The following is a 12,329-nucleotide window of genomic DNA, read 5'->3' on the forward strand; positions in this document are numbered from 1 at the left end:
GATGTCAGCCGGAACGCATAATCGTGGCCCGGTCATCAGGCTTTCTGCGCACAGCTAGTGAGCCAAGCCCGGACAAGGCAATGAGCGCCAAGCCCAGCAGCGCGACAGGGTCCGGCCAGTCGCCGAAGACGATGACACCTAAAATGGTTGCGGAGATGAGCTGCGTATAAACCAAAGGCGCCACCAGACTTGCGTCCGCCGTCCGGTTGGCAATGACAAGAAGATAGTTTCCCGCCGTGGAGGCGAGGGCGCTCGCAACAAGCAGTGCCCACACGGCCGTTTCATTCGGTGGAAATGTTGAGGTGAGGCCGAGAGGTGTGAGCAAAACCGTGCCGAACAGCAATTGCGACATCAGCAGCCGTGTGGGTCGCATGGCACCGGCAAGCAGCTTTGTCATGAAGAGATAACAGCCATAAAAAGTCCCGGCGAGCAGGGCGAACAGCGTGCCTGTGGTGACGCCGAAACCGGGTTTGACGACCAGCAGCACACCCAGAAATCCGATGGCCAGCAAAATGGTGTGGGTGGTCGACGGTCGTTCCTTCAAGAAGACGACTGCCAGGACATAGGAAATGATCGGTCCGACGAAAAAGGCACCGAAGACGTTTGCGATCGGTTCGGTTTTCAGTGCCGTCAGAATGGATGAGATCCCGCCCGCGATGAAGACGGCCCGCAGGATCACGCGCCAATCCTTCATGCCGGCAAGTTCCCGCCACTGGATACGGGCGAGCGGCCACAGGACAAGCGCCCCGATCGCGAAGCGTGACCAGGCGACGATGAAAGGATCCACATCGCTCTGCGTGAGCAGCTTTCCGCAGGTATCGCCGATCACCACCAGCGTGACGGCAAGAAAGACGGTGCCGGCCAGGCGGCACAGATCGAGGGCTGACATGTTGGAAATCCAAAACGGACTGTCGAGAGTATCCGGCGATCATCCAAATGAGCGGCAACATTGCAAGCCCGGCAAGGCCGAATTCGGTTCTCTTACCAAAAGGTGCGAGCATGTGCGCGCACCAGTGGTGATTGCTATTTGCTGACCAGAAACTCGACCGGCGCGCCGTTTTTCTCACCGTCGAACAGCACCAGCACCCTGTAGGCCGTTTGGGTTTCCTCGAGCACAAGCAGTGTCTCGGCGCTCGCGTTGACATCAACACCGGGAAGCGCTCCAAATGGTTCGGCAGAGTCGCCATTCTTGCCGCTCCAGAACCAGAGAGAGGGCGGCGGTGAGGGTGGCGATCGGTCCTCACCACAGGTGAAGTCTTGAACCCCGCGGCGGTCGTCGCTTCGGCCCGCAAGAATGAGAAGGCCATCCTTTACCCGGGTCAGATCGCGCACACCGACATTGTCGCCCAGCTCAACTTTCTCCGTTGTTGAGGAGGGTGGGGTCTCCTTGAAAAGCTCGCTGCCAGGCACCCGTAGGATAAACGCGTGGTTGGCAAGGCACGGACTCCTGAGACCGAACAGCATGTCGCCGTCCATCTCGGAGATCCCTTCGATGGTCACGCCATTTTGGTCCAGTTTCCCTTCGAAATAAGAGGTAAGATCGGGATTGGCATCGATCGTGTCTGCCAGGAGGTCTGTTCGCTCAACCTCCGGGGCGACCTCCTTGTCGTCGAATGTGAAAGTCGGCTTGCCGGTGCCTGTTTCGACCGGGAATCGAAACAGCCAGTATCGAGACGGTTGCAAATCGCCGCCTCTGGAAAGCCCGTGTGAGCCGGTGACATAAAAGTAGGATGGTGCGTTGTCATCGCCGGACGGCACGAAGACCACGCCTTCCGCATCAATCTCGTCCATCTTCTCGCCGTCGACCTTTTTCGGCAGCAGCCGGATCACCCCATTCTTGTCCGGGTCGAGCCTGTCCTTCCCGATCTGGAAGAACTGCGCATAGTTCTTCTCATCATTGGCCGCCAGGCACCATCCGCCGTCCGGAGCGCAGTCCGCGCCGCTGATCGATTCCCGAGCAGCTCCACTCTTCTCGAAATCCGGTTTGACCTTCCATTTGCTCTTGAGGCGTTCGATGTCCGCAAAGGCAGGTGAAGTCATCAGGGATGCTAGGAGAACAACAAGAAACAAGCGCATCGGTCACTCCCGTGGCGAACCATTTTCCGTCCGGTTCATCAGGGCACAAGCGAGTGGCATTGTCTATGTAAAGAGGCCAGTTTACTGGAGGCGTGTTGGTTGATCCGACAATCCAGCTCAACAAAAAAGCCCGGCATTGCTGCCGGGCTTTTCATTTCCGTTCCCGATGGTTCGGGAAGCGAAAACCTTAGTCTTCGGACTGCTGCTTGAGGGCAGCGCCGAGGATGTCGCCGAGAGACGCGCCAGAGTCGGAAGAACCGTACTGTGCAACAGCTTCCTTCTCTTCTGCGATTTCCAGTGCCTTGATGGACACGGTCACGCGGCGGGTCTTCTTGTCGAACTGCGTGATGCGGGCATCGAACTTGTCGCCGACGGAGTACCGCTCCGGACGCTGCTCTTCCCGGTCGCGGGAAAGATCCGCGCGGCGGATGAAGGCGGTCAGGTCGCTGTCCGCGATCTTGACGTCCAGGCCGCTGTCCTTGACCTCTGTGACTTCACAGGTCACGACGGAGTTCTTCCGCAGTTCGCCGGCAGCGCCCGATTCCATCGGATCGCCGGTGAGTTGCTTGATGCCGAGAGAGATACGCTCTTTCTCGACGTCAACATCCAGAACGACGGCCTTGACCATGTCGCCCTTCTTGTACTCCTCGATCACCTGCTCGCCCGGACGGTTCCAGTCCAGGTCGGAGAGGTGAACCATGCCGTCCACGTCGCCGTCGAGGCCGATGAACAGGCCGAATTCGGTCTTGTTCTTGACTTCGCCTTCGACATTGGTGCCGATCGGGAACTGCTCTGCGAACGCGTCCCACGGATTCTGCAAGGTCTGCTTCAGACCGAGCGAGATGCGGCGCTTGACCGGATCGACTTCCAGGATCATCACTTCGACTTCCTGGGAAGTGGAAACGATCTTGCCCGGATGGACGTTCTTCTTGGTCCAGGACATTTCCGAAACGTGGATCAGGCCTTCGATGCCCGGCTCCAGTTCGACGAAGGCACCGTAGTCGGTGATGTTGGTCACGCGGCCGTTGAACTTCGCTTCGATCGGATACTTGGCTTCGATACCGTCCCACGGATCAGTTTCAAGCTGCTTCATGCCGAGGCTGATGCGATGCGTGTCCTGGTTGACGCGGATGATCTGCACCTTGACGGTCTGGCCGATAGTGAGAACTTCCGACGGATGGTTGATGCGGCGCCACGCAATGTCGGTGACGTGCAGCAGACCGTCGATACCGCCGAGGTCGACGAACGCACCATAATCGGTGATGTTCTTGACGACGCCTTCCACGGTGTGGCCTTCTTCCAGGCTCTGGACCAGTTCCGAACGCTGTTCGGCGCGGGTTTCTTCCAGAACGACACGGCGTGAGACAACGATGTTGCCACGGCGCTTGTCCATTTTCAGGATCTGGAACGGCTGCGGTGTGTGCATCAGCGGGGTCACGTCGCGAACCGGACGAATATCGACCTGCGAACGCGGCAGGAAGGCAACAGCGCCGTCCAGATCGACGGTGAACCCGCCCTTGACCTGGTTGAAGATCTGGCCGTTGACTTTCTCGTTGGCTTCGAAAGCGACTTCCAGGCGAACCCAGCTTTCTTCGCGGCGGGCTTTTTCGCGCGATAGAACGGCTTCGCCAAGAGCGTTTTCGACACGCTCCAGGTAAACTTCAACTTCCGTCCCGACGCTCATTTCACCGTCGCGGCCCTTGGCGCCAAATTCCTTCAGCGGCACGCGGCCTTCGACCTTCAGGCCGACGTCGATGACGGCGAGGTCTTTTTCGATTGCAACGACGGTACCTTTGACAACGGCACCTTCGTAAAGGTCATGCTGGACGAAAGACTCTTCGAGAAGAGCTGCAAAATCCTCGGTAGAGGGATTGAAATCGGTCATTTATTCTCCTGAGCGCCTGTTGGCGCACCGCCGGCGGGTTGGTGTTGCACTCTGGAGTTTCCATCTCCCGGGATCGCGGTGTCCGCTGATCCTGCCGCTTCGAAAGCGGGCCGGCGGGGGCGGAAGACGGAAAATCCAGTCTCGCCACAGGGCGCGGATACGCAGCGCCCTGCCGAAATTACATGTCGTTCTAATCAAGAACTGTCGGCCTCACGGGCCAAGTGTTCCGGATGCGCTAAAAGGGGCGCACCTTCAAGGCGAACCCCACTTCTCTCTAGGCACCCTTTGCGCGGGAAACGATATCCACGGCCGCCTGGAACGCCGTCTCTATATCCATTTCTGTCGTATCAAGCAAGACCGCATCATCAGCTTGTTTCAATGGAGCGACAGTTCTTTGGCTGTCCCGTTCGTCTCGGCGCTTCAGATCGTCGAGAACCGATGCGTAATTTGCATCGTTTCCCTTGGAGATCATCTCGTCGGTCCGTCTGCGTGCGCGTGCCTCAGGAGAGGCCGTGACGAACAGCTTGACCGTCGCGTCAGGACAGACAACCGTGCCGATGTCGCGTCCGTCCAAAACAGCGCCCGGAGGCGTTTGCGCAAAACGGCGCTGCAGATTGACGAGCTCTTCGCGCAGACCACCCAGCACAGCAATGCGGGAGGCGGCTTCGCCGATTTCGTGGGCGGCAAGAACCGTCTTGTCCATGTGAGCAAGGTCGAGATTTTGAGCGATCTCGATGGCAACACCTTCGTCTCCGAGCGGTAGCCCCTTGGCCAGCAACGCAGCCGCAACGGCGCGATAAGTCAGTCCTGTGTCGAGGTGCCGGATGCTTAAGTGGTCGGCGAGCCTGCGCGCGAGAGTTCCCTTTCCCGAAGCTGCAGGACCGTCAATCGCTATGATCATGCCGCCTCGCCCGGCTGCATGGACAAGGTCGCCCCGAGATCTTCAAAGAGTGCCGTGAAGGTCGGGAAACTGGTCGCTATGACCGCGCCGTCATCCACGGTGACCGGTTTGTGCGCCGCCATGCCCAGAACCAGAAAGGCCATCGCAATGCGGTGATCGAGATGGGTTGTTACCGTGCCACCGCCAATCGCGTTTGCCTCGCCGGTGACCGTAAGCGTGTCTTCGGTTTCGACACAAGGAATGCCGTTTGCCTCAAGCCCGCGCGCAACCGCCGCAAGCCGGTCGGATTCCTTTACGCGCAACTCGTCGAGACCCGGCATGTAAGTGTCGCCCTCGGCAAAGGCCGCGGCGATGGCCAAAACCGGGTATTCGTCGATCATCGAGGGCGCTCGGCTCGCCGGCACCGTGATGCCCTTCAGCCGGCTGGCCTTGACCCTGAGATCGCCGACCTCTTCTCCGCCTGTCTCGCGCCGGTTTACGATTTCGATATCACCACCCATCTCGATGAGGGTCGTGATCAGTCCGGTGCGATGTTCATTCAGAAGAACGTTTTCGATTGTGATGTCCGAGCCTGGAACGATCAGTGCCGCGACAAGCGGAAAGCCTGCTGAAGAGGGATCGCCCGGCACATCGATATCCTGCGGTTTCAGGTCCGGCTGACCCTTGAGCCTGATGACGCGCTCCCCCGCCTCGTTCAGGGAAACGGAAATCTCGGCACCGAACCCCTTTAGCATCTTCTCTGTGTGGTCGCGTGTCGGGATAGGCTCGATCACGGTGGTCTCGCCCGGTGCATTCAACCCGGCCAGCAGCACTGCTGATTTGACCTGCGCGGACGGCATCGGGACCCGGTAAATGATCGGCAAGGCCGTTTCTGCACCGCGAATGGAGGCCGGCAGGCGGTCACCGTCACGCGCAATCACGTTGGTCCCCATCTCGCGCAAAGGATTGAGAACCCTGCCCATAGGCCGTTTTGAAAGGGACGCATCGCCCACGAAGGTGGCCGCGATATTGTGACTGCCAAATATACCCATGGTCAGACGTACGCCTGTGCCGGCATTGCCGAAGTCAATCACGTGTTCCGGTTCCAGAAGGCTTCCGAGGCCAATGCCGTCGACAGTATATTGACCATCCTGTTGCTTTGCGATCGTCGCACCCACTGCACGCATCGCATCGGCAGTCGCCAGAACGTCTTCAGACTCCAGAAGACCTTTGACGGTCGTGCGGCCAACGGCCAGTGCGCCGAACATCAGGGATCTGTGGGAAATGGATTTGTCGCCCGGCACACGGATCGTGCCGGTCAGCGGTTTGCCGGTGCTCGCGGTGAGTGGGGTCGGCGCGGTATCATGTGACATTTTCAATGTCCGGAACTTTGAAGTTTGCAAAAGGTGTCACGTCCTATCACGCGGATACTGTTCCGTCATCACCCGTGTTTTTCAACAAGCAAACACAATGGTATTGCGGCGTGCCTCAGGACCTTGGCGCAGGTCGCACGGCCGTAAATTATGATCCCGTAACAAGCCCCGGACGTCGCCCGCCGCCTCAATTGGCCTGCCACCGTATCGGCCTTTCGGTCTGACCGGAACCATGTGCACGCACGTGTGAGTTTTTTGGCGAGAACTTTTTCACGCGCTTGATATTTGGCTCGCAACATGCAGAAGAATGGGGCGAACATATTTTTTTACCGATTTGGCTTTGACACGGGCTGAGCTTGACGCTATGCGCGGCCCACCGAATTGTCAGCCAGAAAACGAATGAAGGGTGAGCACAGTGGCAAAACCTGAACTTGGCACAAAGCGGCTCTGCCCGAGCTGCGGCGCTAAATACTATGATCTTCATCGCGATCCGATTACCTGCCCGAAATGCGGCACCATTTTCGAAACGGTGATGACCACGCGCGCTGCCAAGGCGGCCAAGGTAGAAGAAAAGCCGGAAGACGACGAAGAAGAAGAGGACGCGGCAGCTCCGGAAATCGTGACGCTCGAAGAAGCCGACGCCGAAGCGGAAGGCTCCGATGACGTGCCGGATCTTGAAGGCGACGACGACGTGGAAATCGACAGTGATGAAAGCGACGACGACGACGTCTTCCTCGAAGACGAGGACGAAGACGAAGACTCGGTCCCCGGCATCAGGGTCGAGATCGAGGACGATCAGGACCAGTAACATATTGATCGGAAAGATATTTCTGACTGTCTGTTCTGTTCGGTTTTCAGCAGGCGGTTTCACCGAAATTTCTGCTTGATCTTGAGGGGCGGTGTGACTATGTTCCGCCCCCATCAGCGCCGGAGGATTGACACCGGCCGACAATGGAATATGGGGCCATAGCTCAGCTGGGAGAGCGCTTCGCTGGCAGCGAAGAGGTCAGGGGTTCGATCCCCCTTGGCTCCACCATTTCCTCTCTTCTCAAAATCCGCCCAGGGTCGAAATGGTGCCGCAGGGTGCGCTATTATCCGCGCATCTCTTCAACAATACCCAAAAACGACAGAACCCTCGCATCTTTGCCGCGCGCACCGATCACCTGAAGTGCGACGGGTAGTCCTGCCTGTGTCTTGCCGCATTCAACAACGCCGGCCGGCTGCTGGGTCAGGTTGATCGGGAAACTGAAACTTGCCCATTCGGTCCATCGGCCAAGGCCTGAGCCTGCCGGGACTTCCAGGCCGGCGCCGAAAGCCGGAACGGTGACGGCGGGCGACACGATGAAATCATACGTCTCAAGGGCAGCATCCATTTTTGCGCCAAACTCGGCCCGCTCAACCTGTGCGGCGACAAGGGTCTGGGCCGAAAAAGACCGGCCTGTTTCCGCTATCTCCAAAAGGCCAGGGTCGACCTGGTCCCATTCGGCGGAGCTGAATGATGCCAGGCGCGCCGCCGCGCCGGAAAACCAGTGCACGTGAAAAGTTTCAAGAAGATCGGATCCGGGCAGGTCGAACGGTTCGACGATGGCCCCGAGAGCTTCCAGCGATTTCACCTGCCCGTCGACGATTTGCGCGACTTCCGGATCAAGACGGCCTGCGGGCGGTTTGGTCCAGTAGCCGATGCGCAATCCCTTGAATTCGACAGCCTCATTGTCCAGCGCGTCAAGACGTCCTTCACCCTGATACCAGTCGCGGCGATCCCGCCCGGACATTGCCTTGAGCATCTCGAAGGCGTCTTCGGCATTGCGGCACATGGGGCCGATATGCGCGACCGTTCCAAAGGCGCTCGCAGGATAGGCAGGCACGCGCGAGAACGTCGGTTTTAGTCCGGTCAGGCCGCAAAAGGCCGATGGAATTCTGATCGATCCCCCACCGTCCGTTCCGAGGTGAAAGACACCGGCACCCAGGGCTGCCGCCACGGCGGCACCGCCCGATGAACCGCCGGGGGTCAGGTCAGTGTTGTGCGGGTGACGGGTGACGCCGAAGGCCTTGCTGTCCGTGATGGCCTTCCAGCCGAACTCCGGTGTTGTTGTCTGGCCGAGAAAAACGATACCGGCGGCGCGCATCAGGCGTACACTTGGTGCGTCTTCCTGAAAAGGGGTGGGGCTCGTCAGCGCGCTGCCGAAACGGACCACCCAGTCCTTCACCCAGACAATGTCCTTGATGGTTGCCGGAACGCCGTCAACCTCCGACAGCGGTTCCCCTTCGGCCCAACGCGCCTCGGAGGCGTGCGCCGCCTCAAGCGCTCCCTCGTGGTCGATGAACGTAAAGGCATTGAAAACGGGGTCGAGACTGTCCGCTCTGGCGAGACAGGCTGTGGTAACTTCGACCGGAGAAATCGTTCTATCGCGATAGCCCTTTGCCAGATCGCGGGCACTCATCCGGCAGAGTGCGTCTGCATCCTGAAATGCAAAATCGGCGGCGTTCATGGGCAAGCACCTCTCATCTCGGACCTCTCGTGATGGTAGGTGATTTTGTGGCGCTGCACAGTCCAAATTCTTTTCCCTCAGCGGAAAACATCCCGGTGATGGCGTTCGTTGGCGCGAAGACAGGAAACGAAAGAACCGTTTCCAGAGACTTGCCGCGTTGGCGACAGTCGAAAGTGCGTTTTACGCCTTTTCAGCGTGTCAAAGGCAGGCTCACCCGGATCATCGAGCTGCCTTTCGGGACGGCGACGACAAACGCTGTGCCGCCATGTGCCTCGGCGATTTTGCGCACGAGGGGAAGGCCGAGCCCGTAACCATCCACGTTCTGTTTGTCAGGTCCGCGATAAAAGGGTTGGAAAACACTTTCACATTCGGCCTCCGTGATTCCATGGCCGCAATCGATGACGTCAATCTTGATGGTCTGCCCGGAGACCGAGAGACTGACCGTCACCGGCGGTTCACCGTGTTTGACGGCATTTTCAATCAGGTTTCCAAGCATGCGGTGCAAAAGCCTCGGATCGCCGGAGATTTCAGGTGCGTTGCCGGAATAAGAACAATGGTCATGGCGCGCGCATTCCTCCGCAATGAGCGCGAGCAGATCGATCGGTTCCGACCGCTCTACCGGCATATCGCCATCCAGGCGGCTCATCACCAGGATTTCATCAATGAGCGCATCAAGCTCGAGTATGTCGCGTTTCAGGGCTGCCCGCCGTTCCTGCGTTCCGTCGATCTGATCCATTTCTAGCCCAAGCTTGATGCGCGCCAGCGGTGTGCGCAATTCATGCGAGGCGTTGGCCAGGAGCATCCTGTGTGCGGTCACGAGATTTTCGATCTTGTCGGCTGCTGCATTGAACTTGCGCGCAAGCTGGGCAACTTCGTCCTGACCCTGGACATCGACCCGGGCATGAAGATCCCCCGATCCGATACGCTCAACACCCCGGCTCAGTGTTTCGAGCCGTTTTGCAAGGCGGCGGGAGATCGGATAGACACCAATGCCGACACAAACGGCAACAAGCGCCAGTGTAAAAAGAAGGTTCAGAAGCGGTTCGAGAGGCGAACCGTCATGGGCATCGGCAACAAGCCAGCGTCCGTCCGGGAGTGCCAGGGAAAGAATGGGCCCTCCGCGTGCCCGGAACCAGCCGGTTTCACCCGAGCGCCGCTCCGGTGGCATATCTGGTTCACCGTAGACGGCGATCGGATCTCCGTTTTCGTCAAAAAGCGCAAGGGCGATATCCAGCTCCGCTCCAAGACCCTGGATGGTCCGCTGCTGGTCGGCGTGGCTGGCATCCGCCGGCGGCAAGGTAAGCGCAACGAAACGGCTTACAGTGTCCAGAATGTTGCGGTTCAGCCGCTCCCGGCCGACAGCTTCCCACAAGAGCCCGGAGAGGATTACCACGAGCACCAGGCTGCCAACGATGGTCGCATAGATTTGGAGATAAAGCCTGCGCATCAGGACGGATTTGAAAAGGCGCATGATGCCGGCTCTATTCCTGCGAACGGGCAAAGACGTACCCCGCGCCGCGCACCGTTATGAGGCGGCGGGGCTTGTTGGGATCGTCTTCGATCTCGGCTCTGATGCGAGACACGTGGACATCGATCGACCTGTCAAAAGCCGCCAGGCTCTCGCCTTTCAGCAAGGTCATGATCGCATCCCGCGACAGGACCCGGCCGGCCCGGCCTGCCAGGATTTCAAGAAGCTGAAACTGGTGGGCGGTCAGATTGCAGAGCGTACCATCGATCCTGGCCTCCATGGCGGAGCTGTCTATCTCGAGGCGTCCGAACCGCAGAACCTGGCTGTCCGGTTCAAGAGGACCGCGCCGGAGGATTGCCTTCAGCCGCGCCAGTAACTCGCGTGGTTCGAAGGGTTTGGGCAGATAGTCGTCCGCACCGAGCTCCAGGCCGATGATCCTATCCATCGGCTCGCCCTTCGCCGTCAGCATCAGGATCGGTGTGCGGCAGTGGGCCCGCAGCGTCCGGCAGATATCAAGACCGTCTGCATCAGGCAGCATGAGGTCCAGCAGGATCGCATCGTAAGCACGCTGGTGTTGAAGCGTCAGCCCTTCCTGTCCGGTCGCGGCGATCGTGATCGAAAAGCCTGCCTCGCCAAGATAGTCTTGAACCATCTTGGCAAGCCGGGTGTCGTCCTCAATGAGAAGAATTTGCTGTGGCATTCTTCACGTGTCTCGATCTGGGTTGAACCGGCTTAGTGCCGGCGAAACCCCGGACGCATAGCACGGAACTCAGTGATACGCTCGTCCAGTTGCACACGCTGCTCAGGTGTCAGCACCGCGGTAACTTCGATCATCACGCCCGTCAGCTTTTTGCTGACCTCATCCGCAAGAGCAAGTTTTTCGGCGCGGATTGCCTCGACGGCGAAACGGTCGACATCCTCCGCCAGCAGCAGCTTGCGCAAATCCTCGCCAACGGTGGCAAATTGCTGGTGGGTTTCCTTCAGGCCAATCGCGACCGGGGTGACAATACCTATGATCTCGTCGACCTGATCCTGTGTTGCGTCGATCTCAATCGCGATATGCCGTACAACGCGGGTAATCCGTTTTTCGATTTCCGCATCGCTGAGCCGATGTAACATGCCGGGGCCTGCAGAGCCCCTGCGCCAACCTGCTTTCTCGGTATCGGCAACGCCAGCAACTCCGGAATACGCGCTTTCGTGAAGTGCCAGCTGATTGAAGCCGATCGCATTCGACGCGCTGGTTGCAGTCATTGCTGAAACTGCAAGGATTCCAGCGCTGATCATGCAGGCGGCAATAACCTGACCGGTCCTGGTCGTTGTTACTCTGAGACGCGCGTTTTCGAGTTTGTTCAACATTGTGGGCTCCTGTGTGTTTTGCAAAAGGGCCGGTTGCCAGTCTGCGGTGAGGTAGGGGTCAACGGCGCGAGCGCTCCCGCGATAAGTTCTTGAACTGGTCCAGCTGCTGCGGGGTCAGTACAGCGGCAAGTTCCGTTTCCAGGTTCTGGCGGTTTTGCAGCATCTCTGAGCGAAGGGCGCGCATCACCTTCATCGGCGGCCGTCCCTTCGACGGATCGACACCGTGCTTTTCAAGAAGAGATCTTGTTGTTGCAACATGCGCTTGCAGGATGCGGGTGAAGGCCGGTTCCTGAGCTGCCGTAAGATCAAGTTTGGCTGCGACTTCTGCTATTCGAGGCGCTTCCGCGGCGGCTTGGGCGTGGACGCTTCCAGCTGTCATGACCAATGACAGGACCAGAGCAGCTGTGGCGATGTAACTTCGCCAAAGCCCGGTCCGGAAATGTGATTCCATATCCTGTTTCCCTTTCTGGGCCGCCGGCAAGCACCAGAGACGGGGCGGGTCGGTGTCCGCCGACGGCACGTAAGAAGGCACCAAGCCTCCCGCTGCCTCCAACAGATAGTCGGCGCCGGTTTCTGGCGTTCTTCGCTTGTGTAAAGTTTTGTAAAGCCGGTCAGCGTGGAGACAATTCGCTCCTGCTGCGCGCTTGTTGCCGGGTTGGAGAGAGCGCTGAAAATGAGTTCTGCTGACTTATTTCTGTTGCGTCGCAATGCGATCCTGCTGCCGTCGCCCGAAGAATTCCGACAATGCCAAAGGGTGTCACACAGCCGTAATGACTCGTCTGTATTGATCGATTTGCACACG

Annotated in this window: 11 protein-coding genes and 1 tRNA gene; 2 read left to right on the top strand and 10 right to left on the bottom strand. The window is 58.8% G+C overall.

Going from position 1 to position 12,329, the window contains the following annotated elements:
* Positions 1-4: 4 nt before the first annotated feature.
* The 5 genes from ABVF61_RS13410 to aroA form a co-directional block, all read right to left on the bottom strand.
* Positions 5-889 (bottom strand): DMT family transporter, encoded by an 885-nt coding sequence (locus ABVF61_RS13410; protein WP_353994054.1) that lies wholly within the window; start codon positions 887-889, stop codon positions 5-7.
* A 134-nt stretch (positions 890-1,023) separates the two neighbouring features.
* Complete coding sequence (locus ABVF61_RS13415) at positions 1,024-2,076, bottom strand: DUF3616 domain-containing protein (protein ID WP_353994055.1); 1,053 nt, start codon at positions 2,074-2,076, stop codon at positions 1,024-1,026.
* A 187-nt stretch (positions 2,077-2,263) separates the two neighbouring features.
* Positions 2,264-3,961 carry a 30S ribosomal protein S1 gene (gene rpsA, locus ABVF61_RS13420; protein WP_353994056.1) on the bottom strand — a complete coding sequence of 566 codons (1,698 nt, stop codon included), beginning with the start codon at positions 3,959-3,961 and terminating at the stop codon, positions 2,264-2,266.
* A gap of 274 nt (positions 3,962-4,235) precedes the next feature.
* The gene (gene cmk / locus ABVF61_RS13425; RefSeq protein WP_353994057.1) at positions 4,236-4,862 is read right to left on the bottom strand and encodes a (d)CMP kinase; all 627 of its coding nucleotides are present in this window, start codon (positions 4,860-4,862) and stop codon (positions 4,236-4,238) included.
* Positions 4,859-6,214: a 3-phosphoshikimate 1-carboxyvinyltransferase gene (aroA, locus tag ABVF61_RS13430; protein ID WP_353994058.1), complete on the bottom strand. Its 1,356-nt coding sequence runs from the start codon at positions 6,212-6,214 to the stop codon at positions 4,859-4,861. The genes cmk and aroA overlap by 4 nt, the downstream gene beginning before the upstream one ends.
* A gap of 415 nt (positions 6,215-6,629) precedes the next feature.
* Between aroA and ABVF61_RS13435 the strand changes: the two genes are divergently transcribed.
* Both ABVF61_RS13435 and ABVF61_RS13440 read left to right on the top strand, forming a co-directional pair.
* Positions 6,630-7,022 (top strand): TIGR02300 family protein, encoded by a 393-nt coding sequence (locus ABVF61_RS13435; protein WP_353994059.1) that lies wholly within the window; start codon positions 6,630-6,632, stop codon positions 7,020-7,022.
* 152 nt (positions 7,023-7,174) lie between these two features.
* Positions 7,175-7,250: transfer RNA gene (locus tag ABVF61_RS13440), tRNA-Ala, on the top strand.
* 55 nt (positions 7,251-7,305) lie between these two features.
* On the opposite strand, the gene ABVF61_RS13445 is transcribed toward ABVF61_RS13440, so the two are convergent.
* The 5 genes from ABVF61_RS13445 to ABVF61_RS13465 form a co-directional block, all read right to left on the bottom strand.
* Positions 7,306-8,703, bottom strand: a complete 1,398-nt coding sequence (locus tag ABVF61_RS13445; RefSeq protein WP_353994060.1) for an amidase — start codon at positions 8,701-8,703, stop codon at positions 7,306-7,308.
* Between the two features lie 190 nt (positions 8,704-8,893).
* Positions 8,894-10,174, bottom strand: coding sequence for a HAMP domain-containing sensor histidine kinase (locus tag ABVF61_RS13450; protein WP_353994061.1), 1,281 nt, complete (start codon positions 10,172-10,174; stop codon positions 8,894-8,896).
* A gap of 10 nt (positions 10,175-10,184) precedes the next feature.
* On the bottom strand, positions 10,185-10,871 hold the full coding sequence (locus ABVF61_RS13455) for a response regulator (RefSeq protein WP_353994062.1): 687 nt from the start codon (positions 10,869-10,871) through the stop codon (positions 10,185-10,187).
* 32 nt (positions 10,872-10,903) lie between these two features.
* Positions 10,904-11,527, bottom strand: a complete 624-nt coding sequence (locus ABVF61_RS13460; protein WP_353994063.1) for a Spy/CpxP family protein refolding chaperone — start codon at positions 11,525-11,527, stop codon at positions 10,904-10,906.
* Positions 11,528-11,585: 58 nt separating this feature from the next.
* Entirely contained in the window at positions 11,586-11,978 is a 393-nt protein-coding gene (locus ABVF61_RS13465; RefSeq protein WP_353994064.1) for a Spy/CpxP family protein refolding chaperone, read from the bottom strand.
* Positions 11,979-12,329: the final 351 nt, after the last annotated feature.

Origin of the sequence: Roseibium sp. HPY-6, assembly GCF_040530035.1 — a bacterium.
In the GTDB taxonomy this organism is placed as follows: domain Bacteria; phylum Pseudomonadota; class Alphaproteobacteria; order Rhizobiales; family Stappiaceae; genus Roseibium.